This window comes from Acinetobacter sp. CAU_H_S139_7 (assembly GCF_058599305.1).
The window spans coordinates 667,674-684,125 of record NZ_CM178651.1; the positions used below are offsets into that span (position 1 = coordinate 667,674).

The 16,452-nt window shown below is 42.1% G+C and carries 17 protein-coding genes; 12 read left to right on the forward strand and 5 right to left on the reverse strand.

The window, feature by feature from the left end; translation table 11 throughout:
* Positions 1–10: 10 nt before the first annotated feature.
* Both AC4MC0_RS03285 and yihG read right to left on the reverse strand, forming a co-directional pair.
* Positions 11–1,060 (reverse strand): preprotein translocase subunit SecA, encoded by a 1,050-nt coding sequence (locus tag AC4MC0_RS03285; RefSeq protein WP_418655269.1) that lies wholly within the window; start codon positions 1,058–1,060, stop codon positions 11–13.
* A gap of 10 nt (positions 1,061–1,070) precedes the next feature.
* Positions 1,071–2,003 (reverse strand): 1-acylglycerol-3-phosphate O-acyltransferase, YihG family, encoded by a 933-nt coding sequence (yihG, locus tag AC4MC0_RS03290; RefSeq protein WP_335999406.1) that lies wholly within the window; start codon positions 2,001–2,003, stop codon positions 1,071–1,073.
* Positions 2,004–2,260: 257 nt separating this feature from the next.
* On the opposite strand from yihG, the gene AC4MC0_RS03295 reads away from it, so the two are divergent.
* From AC4MC0_RS03295 to AC4MC0_RS03335, 9 genes are all read left to right on the forward strand, one after another.
* Positions 2,261–2,911: a YiaD family glycine zipper/OmpA-like lipoprotein gene (locus AC4MC0_RS03295; protein WP_201704212.1), complete on the forward strand. Its 651-nt coding sequence runs from the start codon at positions 2,261–2,263 to the stop codon at positions 2,909–2,911.
* Between the two features lie 126 nt (positions 2,912–3,037).
* Positions 3,038–5,077 carry a UvrD-helicase domain-containing protein gene (locus tag AC4MC0_RS03300; protein ID WP_004694892.1) on the forward strand — a complete coding sequence of 680 codons (2,040 nt, stop codon included), beginning with the start codon at positions 3,038–3,040 and terminating at the stop codon, positions 5,075–5,077.
* 43 nt (positions 5,078–5,120) lie between these two features.
* Positions 5,121–5,573: a dUTP diphosphatase gene (gene dut, locus AC4MC0_RS03305; protein ID WP_004694889.1), complete on the forward strand. Its 453-nt coding sequence runs from the start codon at positions 5,121–5,123 to the stop codon at positions 5,571–5,573.
* 196 nt (positions 5,574–5,769) lie between these two features.
* Positions 5,770–7,197: a phosphomannomutase/phosphoglucomutase gene (locus AC4MC0_RS03310; RefSeq protein ID WP_335999411.1), complete on the forward strand. Its 1,428-nt coding sequence runs from the start codon at positions 5,770–5,772 to the stop codon at positions 7,195–7,197.
* A gap of 10 nt (positions 7,198–7,207) precedes the next feature.
* A complete protein-coding gene (argB, locus tag AC4MC0_RS03315; RefSeq protein WP_086208205.1) occupies positions 7,208–8,107 on the forward strand; it encodes an acetylglutamate kinase in 900 nt (299 codons plus the stop codon).
* Between the two features lie 167 nt (positions 8,108–8,274).
* The gene (locus AC4MC0_RS03320) at positions 8,275–9,123 is read left to right on the forward strand and encodes a class II glutamine amidotransferase (protein WP_491887273.1); all 849 of its coding nucleotides are present in this window, start codon (positions 8,275–8,277) and stop codon (positions 9,121–9,123) included.
* Between the two features lie 274 nt (positions 9,124–9,397).
* Positions 9,398–9,853 (forward strand): bacteriohemerythrin, encoded by a 456-nt coding sequence (locus tag AC4MC0_RS03325; RefSeq protein ID WP_005400160.1) that lies wholly within the window; start codon positions 9,398–9,400, stop codon positions 9,851–9,853.
* Positions 9,854–9,995: 142 nt separating this feature from the next.
* Positions 9,996–11,078 carry a hypothetical protein gene (locus AC4MC0_RS03330; protein ID WP_491887274.1) on the forward strand — a complete coding sequence of 361 codons (1,083 nt, stop codon included), beginning with the start codon at positions 9,996–9,998 and terminating at the stop codon, positions 11,076–11,078.
* On the forward strand, positions 11,078–11,401 hold the full coding sequence (locus AC4MC0_RS03335; protein WP_005400158.1) for an RnfH family protein: 324 nt from the start codon (positions 11,078–11,080) through the stop codon (positions 11,399–11,401). Before AC4MC0_RS03330 ends, AC4MC0_RS03335 begins: the two co-directional genes overlap by 1 nt.
* 46 nt (positions 11,402–11,447) lie before the next feature.
* Here the strand turns inward: AC4MC0_RS03335 and AC4MC0_RS03340 are convergent, their stop codons facing one another.
* Positions 11,448–11,846, reverse strand: coding sequence for an outer membrane protein assembly factor BamE (locus tag AC4MC0_RS03340; protein WP_004694868.1), 399 nt, complete (start codon positions 11,844–11,846; stop codon positions 11,448–11,450).
* A gap of 112 nt (positions 11,847–11,958) precedes the next feature.
* Here AC4MC0_RS03340 and fur point away from each other — a divergent pair, with 112 nt between their 5' ends.
* Positions 11,959–12,396: a ferric iron uptake transcriptional regulator gene (gene fur / locus AC4MC0_RS03345; protein ID WP_005400156.1), complete on the forward strand. Its 438-nt coding sequence runs from the start codon at positions 11,959–11,961 to the stop codon at positions 12,394–12,396.
* A gap of 59 nt (positions 12,397–12,455) precedes the next feature.
* Here fur and AC4MC0_RS03350 read toward each other — a convergent pair whose 3' ends face one another.
* Positions 12,456–13,577, reverse strand: a complete 1,122-nt coding sequence (locus AC4MC0_RS03350; protein ID WP_004694864.1) for a PilT/PilU family type 4a pilus ATPase — start codon at positions 13,575–13,577, stop codon at positions 12,456–12,458.
* Positions 13,578–13,603: 26 nt separating this feature from the next.
* A complete protein-coding gene (locus tag AC4MC0_RS03355; RefSeq protein WP_004694862.1) occupies positions 13,604–14,641 on the reverse strand; it encodes a type IV pilus twitching motility protein PilT in 1,038 nt (345 codons plus the stop codon).
* 122 nt (positions 14,642–14,763) lie between these two features.
* Between AC4MC0_RS03355 and AC4MC0_RS03360 the strand changes: the two genes are divergently transcribed.
* Positions 14,764–15,453 carry a YggS family pyridoxal phosphate-dependent enzyme gene (locus AC4MC0_RS03360; RefSeq protein WP_491887275.1) on the forward strand — a complete coding sequence of 230 codons (690 nt, stop codon included), beginning with the start codon at positions 14,764–14,766 and terminating at the stop codon, positions 15,451–15,453.
* 183 nt (positions 15,454–15,636) lie between these two features.
* Entirely contained in the window at positions 15,637–16,371 is a 735-nt protein-coding gene (locus AC4MC0_RS03365) for a hypothetical protein (RefSeq protein WP_348960307.1), read from the forward strand.
* Positions 16,372–16,452: the final 81 nt, after the last annotated feature.

The window sequence follows — 16,452 nt, forward strand, 5'->3', positions numbered from 1 at the left end:
ACCTTAATGCTTATTCTTTGGCTTGATCATCTTTTTCAAGCTCTTCTAACCACTGTTTCACCTTAACTTGCTTGCGAATGGCATCCAAACTTTCATAGACCACAGACTCAACCAACTGTTCCAAAGACTGATTATCGATTTTTAAATCACTGACTTTTTCAGCTATCAAGCGATAGGTGGCATTGGGCTGTGCAGGATTTCCCACCACCATTGGTTCCAGTAAACCTTGTGTGATGTTTTCACCGAGTCGTTGTCCGATACTTTGAATTTGTTGCTCAATTCTTCCACCCACAATTGGGATTAAACGCAGTAATTGGGTGAGTTCAGGGGTATCTTCAATCGCACGATTCACAATCAGGCCGACATTTTGAGCAATAAAATATTGACGTTGTTTCAGTTCAGTGGCGAGAGATTCTTGTAAAATTTCAGCCAATGCTTGTGCAAATAAAGTCCGATGATGATCGACCAGGTCATGGATAATTTTTTTATGGGTCGAACTGGTATTTAATTCGTGCTTCACCCCATCCAATACAGTAATCACGACGCGGTCAGAGAGCTCTTCCATCACCACGCGGTAGTAAAATTTGGCCTTGGCTTGTACCGACTCAGGAATCACGTTATAGCCCAACTCATGCAGGCGAAAAGCAATCACCCCCGCACGAAATAATCTTAAAAAACGTAAATGAGGAATAATGGCTAAAATTTCGTACCAATGAATGAAGGGAAAGAAAAACCAGCGACGATGGTGTCGATACACGATGGCAATGCCCCAACGCACCAATAATTCAGTAATCAAGAACAGAATAAACCAAGCTTCTGTGGTGATGACCCACGGATGCAAATGCTCACGATAGAAGCTTAAGACACTTTCTAGCTGAATGGCATGGAAAAACCATCCACCGATATTGCTCATGATAAAAAAATTAGCACACAAACAAAACAAGTTAAAAATGATGAGAAACACCATAAAAATGTCATAGATCAAAAACAGTTTGAAATACAAACTTTGTGGATCAACCTGATGATATTTAGACTTTTTGACTTGGTTATTCTGCATCATGCATAGACCCTTACTGGGTTAAATTCGACTTTGAGTATTTGGCTTTCATTTTTTCAATCAACTGGTCTTTTTCAGCCCAAAGTTGATCGACCCACTGTTGGAATTGTTCACGAAAGTGAGCATCGTCTTCATAGTTTCCAGCGAGTACCCATGTAGGAATATCAATTTTACGCAAATTAACCGCAATCCGTGGGACTTCCCCGAGCCAAAATTCGCTATAGCCAGGTGCGCCGTCGGGATAGACAATGGTCATATCTACTAAGGCATCAATGTCATTACCTAAAATACTTAAGGCTAAGGCCAAGCCACCCGCTTTCGGTTTAAGTAAATTTTGATAAGGCGATTGCTGCTGTGCATGTTTTTCTGGAGTAAAACGCGTGCCTTCCAAATAGTTTAACAGGGTGAATGGTTGGCTAAGCAGTTGTTCACAAGACTTGCGTGCCTCTTCCATATCGCGTGTTTTCAACGCAGGATTTTTCGCAATTTGTTCTTTACTATGCCGCTTCATCATCGGGAAGCCTAGAATTTTAAAAGCTTGGCCGACAAATGGAATAAAAATAAGTTCCCACTTGGTAAAGAAACGGGTGAGGGGCATACGGGTTAAACCAAAATATTGGTTAACCGTGGTGTCGACCCAACTTTGATGGTTGCAAGTCATCAGGTAACGACCCTGCATACTTAGCTCAAGATCATCATCAACAGAAATGTCCCATTTCGTGTTGGGCAAGACATGATCGATTAAATAATTGTTCACAGCCAGCCAGCTGTTGGTGATTTGAATATTGGTCTCATCCACTTTTTTAGATTTTTTAAACAGTTTGGTCAGGCCGAGTGCCAGCACTGGCGGACCATGAAAAAAAGTACTGCCTGTAATGACTGAACCAACAGTTAAACCACGTGTGATTTTTTTTAATAAAGGTTGTTTTTGGTTTGGCGATGACATAAAAATAAACCCTAAAATATAATGCGTTTCGCAACTCGTTCTATTTTCTAAAGGTCAATATAGTACGGGATGATCAAATAGAAAAGCACCAAACATTAACTGTGTAGAAATTGTGACGAAGAAAGCCGTGAAAAGGAAATTTTTTATTACATATTGTAAATAAAGGCTTTATTATTAACAAAAAATCAATGGTCTAGATCATCGTTTTACGACAATATTCGTTCTATAAACAAAACACACAAAGAAGGAGGCATGCGATGCGTGCACTAGCAATTTCCGCAGTCGTTGGGGCAATGGTTCTTACAGGTTGTCAAAGCACTGGTAATAACATTGGTGGTGTAGAATACGATAAAGCTGCTCTAGGGACCTTAATTGGTGCTGGTGCGGGTTATGGTATTTCTAAAGGAAACGCAAACACGAGCCGTCAAAACAACCGTGCTGCAGCGATTGGCGCAGTTGTCGGTGGTGCAACGGGTGTTTACCTTGACAACAAAGAGAAGAAACTTCGTCAACAAATGGCGGGGACTGGTGTAGAAGTTAACCGTAATCCAGATGGTTCTGTAGGTTTGGTTATGCCGGGTAACATTACTTTTGATACCAATAAATCAAACATCAAGCCGAACTTCTACTCAACTTTAAACAAAGTTGCGCAAACATTAACTGAAGATAACAAGAGTGGTATTCTTGTAACAGGTTATACAGACAGTACAGGTAATGATTCAATCAACATTCCTCTGTCTCAAGCGCGTGCACAATCTGTAGCAAGCTACTTGGCATCTCAAGGTGTTTCTACAACACGTATTAATGCACAAGGTCAAGGTTCAGCAAACCCAATCGCGTCTAACGCGACTGCTGAAGGCCGTGAGCAAAACCGTCGTGTAGAAATCAGCATCTATGCAATTCAATAATTTTTATTGAAGACTGAAAAACCACCTTCGGGTGGTTTTTTTATGACTGTTAAAATATGAATTTGCATTATGCATCTGTAGCGGAGATGACTATAATCGAGCTCGGAATGAAATAGAGGAAAGACTATGTCACTGGCAAGTCAATTAAACGACAAGCAACTTGAAGCCATGAAATATACTCAAGGACCCTTGTTAGTACTTGCAGGGGCTGGTTCAGGTAAAACTTCGGTGATTACCCGTAAGATTGCCTACTTGGTGAAACACTGCGGCATTCCTGCTTATCGTATTACCGCGATGACGTTTACCAACAAAGCAGCACGTGAAATGAAAGAACGTGTCACCAAGCTGCTGTCACGTGAAGAGGCAAAAGGGCTTTCAGTCTCGACCTTCCACACCTTTGGCCTAAACATGCTGCGTTTAGAGCTGAAACACACGCCATTAAAAAATAATTTTTCTATTTTAGACGCAGACGACTGTAAGCGTATTTTGATGGACTTGATGCACCGTGACAATTTATCCGGTGCGGAAAGTAAAGAACTGATTGCCAAAGCCATGAAGATGATTTCAGATTGGAAAAACGATCTGATTCCACCTGAGCAAGCACACACCACCTGTGAAACCGCAGAAGATGTTCAGTTTGCGCACTTGTATCAACTGTATGAGCGTAATTTACGTGCCTATAATGCGGTCGATTTTGATGACCTGATCGTGATGCCGACGCGTCTTTTACAAGAAAATGCAGAAGTACGTGAGCGCTGGCAAAATCGCATTCGCTATTTATTGGTCGATGAGTATCAAGACACCAACACCGCACAGTATATTTTGGTGAAATTGCTGGTCGGGGTGATGGGACAGTTCACAGCGGTGGGTGATGATGATCAATCGATCTACGCATGGCGTGGTGCCAAGCCTGAAAATATGGCTTTGCTGAATGAGGATTTTCACAATTTAAAAGTGATTAAACTCGAACAGAACTATCGTTCGACCAGTCGTATTTTGAAAGCGGCCAATACTGTGATTGGTAACAATCCACATATTTTTGATAAAAAACTGTGGTCAGATAAAGGCCATGGTGAAGTAATTCGAGTGATTACGTGCCGCAATGATGACGATGAGTCAGAACGCGTGGTGAAAGACTTAATTACGCATAAACTGATGAATGGTAAAAATTGGAAAGATTACGCCATTTTGTATCGGGGTAATTTCCAAGCACGTGCACTGGAAACACAACTGCGTCAAATGCAGATTCCGTACAAATTATCAGGCGGTCAGTCGTTCTTCGGACGAGCTGAAATCAAAGACGTGATGAGCTATTTGCGCGTCATTATTAACCCTGAAGATGACAGTGCATTTTTACGGATTATCAATACACCTAAACGTGCCATTGGGCCTGTGACTTTAGAAAAGCTGGGTCTGTTTGCACAAGAAAATCATTTGTCGTTGCTCTCTGCAGCGGGTGATCAGCGTCTCACCATGGTGATTCCTAAAAAAGCCACCACACAGTTGGCGGAGTTTGCAGACTTCATTACCACCTTTACCCGTGAGTTGCTTGAGGATGATGAACCTGTGCCCATTATCCGTAAGATGATGGTTGAAGCAGGCTATATCGACTATGTCAAAGAGTCTGCGGCGACGCCTGCACAGGAAAAAACCAAGCTAGATAATATTGAAGTGCTGTATAGCAGTATTCAAAGTTTGATTAACCGTGCTGAAGATGTTGATGAGAAAAACATTGAAAGTGTAATTCGTAAAATGGTGTTGCTAGATATGTTAGAGCAGCAGCAAGAAGAAGAAGACACTGACAAAGTAAACTTGTTGACGCTGCATGCATCCAAAGGTCTTGAGTTTCCATATGTTTATCTGATTGGTCTTGAGGAAGAATTGCTGCCGCATAAAAACTCGATTGCCGCCGATACAGTTGAGGAAGAGCGTCGCCTGATGTACGTGGGCATTACCCGTGCCCGTCAGGGGTTAACCATCACGCTTGCAGAACAACGTAAGGCAGGCGGTCAAATGAAGCAAATGACACCAAGCCGTTTCTTGGATGAGTTGCCGCAAGATGAGTTGGAATGGCTAGGGCGTAAAAAGAAACTGGCGGGCAATGTCGATCCGAAATTACAAGCGCAGCATTATTTAGACAATTTACGTGCGTTGATTAAGCGCTAAATATTTTTTTGTTTTAGAAATTTATTGTACTAGGAAAAAGAGAATGAAAGTTCAGGTTAAAGTGTTGGATTCACGTTTAGGCAATGAATGGCCAATGCCAACTTATGCGACAACGGGTTCAGCAGGCTTAGACCTTCGTGCATGTGTCGATGCTGCGACCGTCATTGAACCGGGACAAACTGTTTTGGTCAAAACGGGTTTATCTATTTATATTGAAGATCCACACTTTGCAGGTTTAATTTTACCGCGTTCAGGCCTAGGTCATAAGCACGGCATTGTTTTGGGTAACTTGGTGGGTTTAATTGATTCGGACTATCAAGGTGAATTGATGGTGTCGGTTTGGAACCGTAGCCAAACAGCTTTCAGTTTAGAACCAGGTGAACGTCTTGCACAGTATGTACTTGTACCTGTGATTCAAGCACAGTTTGATATTGTAAATGAATTTGAAGCGACAGAACGTGGTGCAGGTGGTTTCGGACATACTGGTCAAAACTAATCTCTCAGTGATAAAGTAAAACAACAAAGCCTCTCCATGAAAGAGGCTTTGTTGTTTTACTGCTGAATGATCATTTTTAGTTCATAAAAAGTTACAACTCTTTTTTGAATCCTTAGTAAAATTAAATGCAGCGTTAAGCATAACAACAAGGACAGCTGAAAGAGCTGTTGATCTGAATAAATTAGAAGTTAGACCTATGGATTTTCAGCCAAAATTTCCTGCACATATATTTCGTGCCTATGACATCCGTGGCAAATTGGATGTCATGAGTGCTGAGCTGATTCGTGCCATTGCACAAGCGCTCGCAACTCAATATTTAAAGACTGGGCAGACACGTTTAGCCATTGGTTATGATGCTAGACAAAGCAGTCCTGCTTTTGCAGAAATTATTTACAAAGAATGTCTTAAACAGGGCTTAGATGCGCAAATCATCGGATGTTGTGCTAGTCCTGTGTTGTATTACACGGCACGCCAGTTTGATGGCAATGGCATTATGGTGACAGCCAGCCACAATCCGAAGTCGGATAATGGGATCAAATGGATTATGCAGGGTGAGCCTCCTTTACCTGAGGCAATCCAACAGGTGGCACGCGATGCAAATGAATATTTTGACAGCCATGCAGAGATGAACTGGCAAACGTTGCCACATCAGATCGTGCCTGAATATTGTCTGGCTTATCAGGGGGCATTGCTCAATGATATACAGCTCATGCCTCAACCGCGACCCTATAAAGTTGTGGTGGATGGTTTATATGGCTCAGCAGGACGTTGTGCCGTCTTGGTCTTAAAGAAACTCGGCTCTGAGGTGTATGCTTTACGCTGTGAGGCCAATGGCGAATTTCCTGAACATGCCCCCGATCCCTCTCAAGCCAAACATCTAAATCTGCTACGAAATGCCGTGCAACAGCAGCATGCCGATATCGGTATTGCCTTTGATGGTGATGGTGACCGTGTTGTATTGATTGATGAAAAGGGCGTAATCATTTCAGCAGACCGCTTATTGTCCTTGTTTGCGCATATGTGTTTGGCCGATCATCCTGAGCATGAAGTGGTTTTTGATGTGAAATGTTCCACCATGGTTCGAAATACAGTACTGGCCCATCAGGGTATTCCAAAAATGATTCGCACAGGCAGTTCTTTTTTGCGGAAATATTTGGCGCAATCAGAAGGGCATGCAGTTTTTGGCGGTGAATATGCAGGGCATTATGTGTTTAATGATGGTCGTGGTTTTGGTTATGACGACGGTTTATATGCCGCACTACGTGTGTTGGAATACTTAAGCTTGAAGCAATGTACTTTGTCGGAAGCACTGGCAGACTACCCAGAACGTGCCAGTACAGAGGATATTTATATTAGCACCCATCAGATTTCACCCGCGCTGGTTTTAGCGAATGTGGAAAAACAAAGTCAGCACTTTCAAGCGGAAATGAGTAAAATTGATGGCGTAAGACTTGATTTTGAGGATGGATTTGGCATTATTCGAGCATCGAATACGGGCGAGTATTTTACCGTACGTTTCGACGCGGACAGTGATCAGCGGCTCCATCAAATTCGCCATAACTTTGTGCACATGCTGACGGCAGATTATCCGCAGATTGCACAAGACCTATTAGACGCCCATTAAGGAGAGGCACATGCCACATCAACATACTGGCCTCGACAAAGCACAAGTCCTGACTGAAGCTTTGCCGTACATTCAACGTTTTGCTGGAAAAACGCTAGTAGTGAAATATGGTGGCAATGCAATGACCGATCCTGAGCTTGAGAGCTCGTTTGCACGTGACATCGTTTTGTTAAAAACCGTCGGTTTAAATCCAATCGTGGTGCATGGCGGCGGTCCACAAGTGGATTCGTTTTTAAAGCAATTGGGGCGTGAGTCGGATCGTATTGATGGCATGCGTGTGACCGATCCAGCGACCATGGAAGTGGTTGAAATGGTGTTGGGTGGTAGTGTGAATAAATCCATCGTGAACTTGATTAACCAACATGGCGGTCGTGCCATTGGTTTAACGGGTAAAGATGGTAATTTACTGCGTGCACAAAAGTTACTGATGGAAAAAACTGCGGAAGATGGCACGGTACAAAAAATTGATCTAGGCCTAGTGGGCGAAGTGACCAGTGTTAAAACTGATGTATTGGAAATGTTTAGCAGTGGTGATTTTATTCCTGTGATTGCACCCTTAGGTGTGGATGAAGAGGGCAACACCTATAACATCAACGCGGATTTGGTGGCTGGAAAAGTGGCTGAAGCTTTAGGTGCTGAAAAGCTGATTTTGTTGACCAATATTTCAGGTGTTTTAGATGAAAATAAAAACCTGCTCACGGGTCTAACCACCCAAGAAGTTGACCGTCTCATTGAAACGGGCGTGATTTACGGCGGGATGATTCCGAAAGTGGGTTGTGCTCTAGATGCGGTGAAAGGTGGTGTGGTAAGCGCGCATATTGTGGATGGTCGTGTGCCACATGCAACACTGTTGGAGATTTTCACCGATCATGGTGTGGGTACATTGATTACCAATCGCAGTAAACACTAAGTATTTTGAAAGCCTCTTCGGAGGCTTTTTTTAGGCCTATACGTTTTATAAAAATGGTTTTATGCCTGAATGTGTTCGGGTTATGAAGCATTGTGAATTGCAAGCCAGTCAGGACTCATGCACAATAAAACCATCATCAATAAATATGTTTAAATAAGATCAAGCTTATGTGCCAACTGCTCGGAATGAACTGTGCAACACCGACTGATATTACCTTTTCATTTCGAGGCTTTTCACAGCGCGCGGGGATTACTTCAGACCACTGTGACGGTTTCGGGATAGCTTTTTTTGAGGATAAAGCCTGCCGTTTATTCGTTGACAATCAATCTGCAGTTGAATCGCCGATTGCTGAATTAATTCGTAATTATCCGATCAAATCACGCAATGTGATTGCACATATCCGCAAAGCGACACAAGGAAAAATCAACTTAGAAAACTCACATCCATTTAGCCGTGAGTTATGGGGACGACAGTGGATTTTTGCGCATAATGGCGATTTGCATGACTTTGATCCTGTACTGTCAGGACGCTTTACCCCAGTGGGTAATACCGACAGTGAACGTGCATTTTGCTATTTACTGGACCAACTGGTGAATAAATTTGGCTATACCGAGCCAAGTCTAGATCAAGTTTTTGATTTATTAACTGATATTTCTCCACAAATTGCAGAGCATGGCACGTTCAATTTCTGTTTATCGAATGGACAAGCCCTGTTTAGTTATGCCATTACCAAACTGCATTGGTTGGTGCGTGAGTACCCATTTAAACCTGCGCAGCTGATCGATATTGATGTTGAAGTCGATTTTAGCCAAGTCACTACTGTAGACGATCGCGTGGCCGTGATTACTACCGAACCGTTGACTCAAAATGAAGCGTGGACAGCCTTTGCACCAGGGGAAATGATTTTATTTCAATATGGCAAAGCGATCCGTCACCAAATGACCCATGTGGAACGTTTAGTCCGAGAAGCCAAAGATCCGTCTTTAAAACGCGTTACTAAAGCAGATCAATATTAATTTATTTTAAAATGATTAGAATATAAAAGCATGTTGATAATAAAATAAAACATGCTTTTATTTTGATGCATACTTATAAAATAATAAAATCGATTAAATAATAACTGATTCTTTTGGTCGGTTTTAAATTTATTTACTTATTTAAAATAAATACTTAAGTTTAATTTTGTGAAAATAGTATAAAACCAACCAATTTGATTCACTTTTATTTTTAATTATAGTCGATATGATTAATTCATGTAATTAATCTATTAATTTTTATTGGGTGGTCGGAATGATAATGAAGTGGGTTCCAGAATATAATACTGGTATCGATGTGATTGACGATCAACACCGTCGTATTCTCGATTATATCAATGAAATTGATGCGATTGATGTCAATACTGACCGTGAACGCGTGAAACAGATTTTAGAAAATATTATTGATTACACACAGTCTCACTTCACTTTTGAAGAGTCTCTCCAAGAAGAGGCGGGTTATAAATATCGTGTACCCCACAAACGTGTACATGATTTATTTATTAAAAAAATTGAATCTTATCGTGACCGTTTTGAGCTGGGGCATTCAATCGAAGCTGAACTGCATGAAGTGTTGTCGAAATGGCTGATTAATCATATCCAGCATGATGATGCAGATTATGTCGGTGCCGTAAAAGAAAATATGATGGGCATTATCAAAGAAAAAGAAAAGAAAAAAGGGAAAAATTGGTTTGCTCGTTTCTTTTCATAAGTGAGCCAAACGAGGGATCAAAACAATAAATTTTAATTATATTTAGCGCAGCAAATCATCAGTTTTGATGGTTTGCTTTTTGTTTTTGATTTTCATAAGCGAGCAAGGCAAAATAGCGCAAGACTTATTGAAGGAACGCATCATGCAAGACAATGCTCTGTCACGATGGTTATCGCCGCTGATGGCATTTTGTTTATCATTTATTATCATTGCCACACTTGCACCCTTGGTGGGAATTCAGGTTGAACGTCAGCTCGACTTTTGGTTACTTTGGTTAGTGACCATGGTGATCTTGGCTTTACCTGTGTGTTACTTAGAAATTGCTTTAGCCAAGCGTTCAAAAACCACGGCATTGAATGCTTTGTCGAGTTTGACACGTGATGCTGATGCTTCACAGACGTGGCGTCTTGTGGGATGGCTTGCTGTCGTTTTTATTCCTTTTTTAGCGGGCGGCATGTTGTCTAATGCTGCGCAACTATTAAATCAATATGCACTGGCCGATATGACATCGTCCGTGATCTTTATTGCTTTGGCCGTGGTTGCCATCGCGTTGTCTTTTGCCCCACGTCTATTGACCTTAGCGTTAACGGCGATCGGTGTACTGATTTCCTTAGTGCTTGCAAACCTTTCTGGTACAGGAACTGCTGAGTGGCAGGTGACACCTGTTGAATTTTCAGAATGGGGCAGTGCAACGGTATTGGCTTTGGTCGCAAGTGGTTTAGGACTCGGCCTGTACTGGCAGAATAGTTTGGCACAAGTTCAACAGCAAGATGCTGCAAGCAAGACTGTTTTACCGATTTGGATTGCACAAATTTTGGCGGTAGTTGCTTTTGCATTTTTTGCAGTCCAAGCGGCATTACCTGCGTATGCGATTGCTTTAACTGCGGTTGCAGCGGCAGCCGTGTTGTTGCAGATGGCACGTGAGCAGTTGGCACAGCGCCAGTTAAATATTGTGATTCAGTGGCTCGTATTGCTGGCTGCAACGTTGGTGTGGTTAATTCCAGCCACTGGCCCGATCTTTAACATCTTACTGATGCTGTGGGGCTTAGTGATTTGTTTGATTTATGCCATTTTTGCTGGTTGGATTATGAAAATTAGCCATTTACGTAAGTCGATGAACTTTAGTAATGAAGCTTTTTATAATATTTGGCGCATCGCTGTGCGTGTGGTATTACCCGTTTCTATTGTATTGGCAATTGTAGCCGTACTTGGAAAATTGATTTAATGCGTATGCTTCAACAAGTCTGGGTTGCCTACGTAACAGCAGACCAGCAGTTTCATATCAGTGTGCCGTTTTCTGAGGGAATGACGGCACAAGACGCAATTCAACTGAGTGGTATAGGTTCGCAGGTCGAATTGCCTGAGCCTTTACAATTGGGCATCTTTGGTGTCCGATTGAAAGACTTTCAACAGGTTTTGCAGGTAGGGGATCGTGTTGAAATTTACCGATCTTTGAGCATTAATCCTAAAGATATTAGACGGATACGTGCACAAAATAATCCTGTGGGTCGCTTTGCAAAAGGCAATCGCTTAAAACAATCGAAATGATATGAAAAACCCCTCAGTTGAGGGGTTTCTTTTTTAGAATAAGGCTTTATAGTGGGGGCGCGTTTAGAATCGCTTCTTTCGATGCTGGTAAGCCCGGCTGAGATGCAGGAATGGTTTCTAAGCCTTCAATTTTTTGCACAATACCGTTTGGGTCGAAATAGACTTTCAGATGTTGACCTTGTGCAGCAGGAATCTTGGCTTTTTTAGCATACGTTCCTGGGGTATAATTGTAGATATAGTCCCAACGTAGCGGATTCATTGGATCTGAAACTGTCGGGCTGCCAAGCAAAAAGCGAACTTGTTGATGGCTCATGCCAACTTGTATTTTTGACGCTTGTGCTTGAGTTAATGGCGTACCTTGAGGAATATCAACTTTATAAACGCCCAAGGTCGAACAGCCTGCGAGCAGTGAAGTGACGAATAACGCCAACATGATTTTTTGCATTTTGCTACACTATCCCAAATTAATTATGATGCAATTGAGCCACGGATAGATCATACTGCATCTACACTTTGTTGCATATTCTAACTTTAAATTTGTTGAGAGACCTTTTTACATGCCAATTTCAAATCAAGATCTACGCAAAGCTGGACTTAAAGTTACACTTCCACGAATTAAAATATTAGAACTATTAGAAAATTCAAAGCAACACCATTTAAGTGCGGAAGATATTTATAAGACTTTACTTGAACAAGGTGAAGATGTCGGTTTAGCAACTGTTTACCGCGTGTTAACGCAGTTTGAAGCAGCGGGCATTATTCAGCGCCATCACTTTGAAAATAACCATTCTGTTTTCGAAATCATGCAAGACGATCATCATGATCATATCGTTTGTCAAAACTGCAACAAAGTGGTTGAGTTTAGCAACGACGTGATTGAGCATGAGCAGCACGAAGTCGCTGAAAAGCATGGCTTTACTTTAACAGGTCACTCACTCAACCTATACGGTTACTGTGATGCTGCTGAGTGCCAAGAAGCACTTCGTAAAAAGTAATAATCTAGACCTAAAAAAGGGCTTCATGAGAAGCCCTTTTTTATTGTTTAAAGAAATGCTTAAGCTTGTCCGTCAAAGGTGATGTTTGCACTGGCATGCAATAGACGATCACCGCCTTCTTCAGACAACTTGATTTGTAATCGTAAGTCGTTTGGAGAGTCGGCGTGTTTAAGCGCGTCTTTATAGGTAATCTGCTTAGCTTTGTATAAATCGAATAAGGCTTGGTCAAAGGTTTGCATACCGAGTTCACGAGAACGCTTCATCAGGTCTTTAATTTCGTGGATTTCACCTTTACGGATCAAATCAGAAATTAACGGTGAGTTAATTAAAATCTCAATTGCAGCGCGACGTGAATTACCGTCCGGTGTTGGAATCAACTGCTGAGCAACCATCGCTTTAAGGTTTAAAGACAAGTCCATAAACAATTGGCTATGACGGTCTGCTTCAAAAAAGTGAATAATACGGTCGATGGCTTGGTTGGCGTTGTTGGCGTGTAGCGTTGCAAATACCAAGTGACCTGTTTCAGCAAAGGCAATCGCATAATCCATGGTTTCGCGGGAACGAATCTCACCAATCAGGATCACATCGGGTGCCTGACGTAAGGTGTTTTTCAGCGCGATTTCAAAAGAGTCAGTATCAATGCCCACTTCACGCTGGGTAATGATACAGCCTGCATGCTCATGAATAAATTCAATTGGGTCTTCAATGGTAATGATATGACCTTTTGAGTTTTGGTTACGGTAACCAATGATCGAAGCCAAAGAAGTCGATTTACCCGTACCTGTTGCACCCACAAAGATGATGATGCCACGTTTGGTCATGGCTAACTCTTTGAGCACAGGCGGGAGTTTTAACTCGTCCATGGTTGGAATTTGCGTCTCAATCCGACGTAAAACCATACCTGGCATATCACGCTGTTGAAAGGCACTGACACGAAAACGTGCCGTTTTATCCCGATTCATAATCGCGAAGTTGCACTCATGTGTATCTGCAAATTCTTTACGCTGCTTTTCACTCATAATCGAGTTGAGCAGTTGCCCCGCGACATCACCCGTCAGCTTGCCTTTAGCCACAGGCACAATTTGACCGTTAATTTTCATGGAGGGCTCAACATCAGCGGTGATAAATAAATCTGACGCTTTTTGTTGAATCATATAATTGAGTAAGTCGTTAAAATCCATATCTATACCCCAAATCCATTGTTTTCTTATAAGAAGGTTTCAGGTTGCTTGGCAGCTGTACGTGCGGTCTGCGGACTGATCACTCCTTTGGTGACCAAGTTTTTCAGACTTTGATCCAGTGTGGTCATACCGTAGTTTGCACCAGTCTGAATAGCAGAATACATCTGTGCCACTTTGTTTTCACGAATTAAGTTACGAATGGCAGGAATACCAATCATGATTTCATGCGCAGCAACACGGCCACCGCCATTTTTCTTGAGTAAGGTTTGAGAAATCACGGCTTGTAGCGATTCAGATAACATGGCACGAACCATGTCTTTTTCTTCAGCAGGGAATACGTCAATCACACGGTCAATGGTTTTTGCCGCAGAGGTGGTATGTAGTGTACCGAAGACCAAGTGACCCGTTTCAGCGGCAGTGAGCGCCAAACGAATGGTTTCAAGGTCACGCATCTCACCCACGAGGATAATATCGGGGTCTTCACGGAGTGCAGAACGCAGTGCTTCGTTAAAACCATGTGTATCACGGTGCACTTCACGTTGGTTGATCAAACATTTTTTTGACTGGTGTACAAATTCGATAGGGTCTTCAACTGTTAAGATGTGGTCATAGCGGTTATCATTAATATAATCGATCATTGCCGCCAACGTGGTAGATTTACCAGAACCAGTAGGCCCCGTTACTAAAACTAAACCACGTGGCAATTCACATAACTCTTTGAAGGTTTGTCCTAAACCTAAGTCTTCCATGGTCAGGACTTTAGACGGAATGGTACGGAATACTGCACCTGCACCGCGGTTTTGGTTGAATGCGTTCACACGAAAGCGAGCAATGCTTGGAACTTCAAAGGAAAAGTCTGTTTCTAGTTTTTCTTCGAAATCACGACGTTGTTTGTCATTCATGATGTCATAGACCAGTTTATGCACTTCTTTGTGTTCTAAAGCTGGTAAATTGATACGACGAACTTCGCCATCGACACGAATCATCGGTGGCATACCCGCAGATAAGTGTAAATCTGATGCCCCGTTCTTAGCCGAAAAGGCTAGTAATTCTGTGATATCCATTATTTCCCCGAGTTCATTTAAATGCTAATTATTTTGATAGAATAATAAGGCTTTCAATCAACTTAACCAACAGTTTGTTGAAAGGCAAAGCAAAAAAGATGACCGAAATGAGACCCTCGTCAATGAATATCTTGCAAAATTCACGTCAACACGTGTTATCCCAAATTCAACAGGCCTGCGAAATTTCAGGGCGTGACGTGGAGTCTGTAGAACTTTTGGCGGTTTCTAAAACACATCCGAGTGAAGTGTTACGAGACATGTACGCTTGTGGTCAACGCGCCTTTGGTGAGAACTACTTACAAGAGGCTTTGCAGAAGATAGAGGCGCTACAAGACTTAGAGATTGAATGGCATTTTATTGGGCATGTACAACGCAATAAAACCAAACATTTGGCTGAACAGTTTGCATGGGTGCATGGGGTTGATCGTTTAATTATTGCAGAGCGTTTATCGGCGCAACGTCTGATAACACAACCACCATTAAATCTTTGTCTACAGGTCAATATCGATGCTCAAGACAGCAAAGATGGCTGCCAACCTGATGAAGTTGCTGAGTTGGTAAAAAGTATCAGTCAGTTGCCTAACATCAAACTGCGTGGTTTGATGGTGATTCCGGCGCCGAACAATACCCAAGCCTTTAAGGCCGCGAAAGTGTTATTTGACCAAGTGAAAGAGCTGCATGTACATCCTGAAGACTGGGATACCTTAAGCATGGGCATGTCAGGCGATATGGTCGATGCGATTGCAGCTGGGTCGACTATGGTTCGCGTTGGAACAGCCTTGTTTGGGGCGAGAGATTATTCACAGCATTAAGTCTAAATAGGGCTTCTTGTGCTTAAAGGCAGTGAGAAGCGCTTAACTTACAATTATATAAAACTAATAGGCTGCTGAAAAAATAGGCTTAATTTAAACTCATGAATTGAACCGTCTATAGATTAGACAGATGAACAATGATTGCCTGACAACGATAAAAATTGCATTTAGGATGAAGCCAAAATGAAAAAACTCTATTTATTTATCTCCCTGCTTTTGAGTTTATTTGTAGCAGCTTGTAGTAGCACAAATACCAAAATGAGTGAGATGAGTGCGGAATCTACGGTTCAAAATGCTCACGTCGCTAAAAGTGAAAAATTAGGCACCAAGTGGGGCGATGAGATTAGTTCAAACGTAACGGAAGTCAATTTAAAGCGGTTATCCAGCAGCCCAATAGCTGAATCACAAGTTCGCTATGCCAGCAAAAAATACGTGGGTAAGGCTGTGAACAGTCTGTCATTGGCTGCTGGGAAAATCAGTTTTTCGATTGTAGACGATGCACAGCGTCCACTGCCTTTATTTCGAGATGGTCAGCAGTATTATTTATCTGGCAAAGATGGACAAAGTTATCAACTCAAATACCAAAACCATAGCAATAGCACATTTGAAGTGGTTGCCAGTGTGGATGGTTTAGATGTTATTGATGGACGTGCAGCATCACGCAGCAATTCAGGGTATGTGCTTCGTCCACAGGGGGAGTTGATTGTTGAAGGCTTCCGTAAGAGTGACTCTGCGGTGGCATCTTTTACCTTTAGTCGACCGGAAGATGCCTATGCTGCAAACTCAGATCATGGTTCCATCCAAAATACAGGTGTGATTGGTACTGTGATTTACCCGCTACAGTCTGTGGCGACTACAGACAAAGCAGTAGATGCATCTAAATATGCGCCTCCACCAAAAGCATTCCCAGCGGATTAAAGCATTCGTTTGGATCTCACAGGGAGCACTTACATTAAGTAAGATGCTCCCTTTATTTTTAACTGAGAGATGGTGTCTTAA

Coding starts and splice junctions, on each gene's coding strand:
- AC4MC0_RS03360 (WP_491887275.1), top strand. CDS start 14,764: ATGAATATCTTGCAAAATTCACGTCAACACGTGTTATCCCAAATTCAA.
- dut (WP_004694889.1), top strand. CDS start 5,121: ATGAAAGTTCAGGTTAAAGTGTTGGATTCACGTTTAGGCAATGAATGG.
- yihG (WP_335999406.1), bottom strand. CDS start 2,003: ATGTCATCGCCAAACCAAAAACAACCTTTATTAAAAAAAATCACACGT.
- AC4MC0_RS03355 (WP_004694862.1), bottom strand. CDS start 14,641: ATGGATATCACAGAATTACTAGCCTTTTCGGCTAAGAACGGGGCATCA.
- AC4MC0_RS03335 (WP_005400158.1), top strand. CDS start 11,078: ATGCGTATGCTTCAACAAGTCTGGGTTGCCTACGTAACAGCAGACCAG.
- fur (WP_005400156.1), top strand. CDS start 11,959: ATGCCAATTTCAAATCAAGATCTACGCAAAGCTGGACTTAAAGTTACA.
- AC4MC0_RS03350 (WP_004694864.1), bottom strand. CDS start 13,577: ATGGATTTTAACGACTTACTCAATTATATGATTCAACAAAAAGCGTCA.
- AC4MC0_RS03300 (WP_004694892.1), top strand. CDS start 3,038: ATGTCACTGGCAAGTCAATTAAACGACAAGCAACTTGAAGCCATGAAA.
- AC4MC0_RS03365 (WP_348960307.1), top strand. CDS start 15,637: ATGAAAAAACTCTATTTATTTATCTCCCTGCTTTTGAGTTTATTTGTA.
- AC4MC0_RS03295 (WP_201704212.1), top strand. CDS start 2,261: ATGCGTGCACTAGCAATTTCCGCAGTCGTTGGGGCAATGGTTCTTACA.
- AC4MC0_RS03320 (WP_491887273.1), top strand. CDS start 8,275: ATGTGCCAACTGCTCGGAATGAACTGTGCAACACCGACTGATATTACC.
- AC4MC0_RS03325 (WP_005400160.1), top strand. CDS start 9,398: ATGATAATGAAGTGGGTTCCAGAATATAATACTGGTATCGATGTGATT.
- argB (WP_086208205.1), top strand. CDS start 7,208: ATGCCACATCAACATACTGGCCTCGACAAAGCACAAGTCCTGACTGAA.
- AC4MC0_RS03330 (WP_491887274.1), top strand. CDS start 9,996: ATGCAAGACAATGCTCTGTCACGATGGTTATCGCCGCTGATGGCATTT.
- AC4MC0_RS03340 (WP_004694868.1), bottom strand. CDS start 11,846: ATGCAAAAAATCATGTTGGCGTTATTCGTCACTTCACTGCTCGCAGGC.
- AC4MC0_RS03310 (WP_335999411.1), top strand. CDS start 5,770: ATGGATTTTCAGCCAAAATTTCCTGCACATATATTTCGTGCCTATGAC.
- AC4MC0_RS03285 (WP_418655269.1), bottom strand. CDS start 1,060: ATGATGCAGAATAACCAAGTCAAAAAGTCTAAATATCATCAGGTTGAT.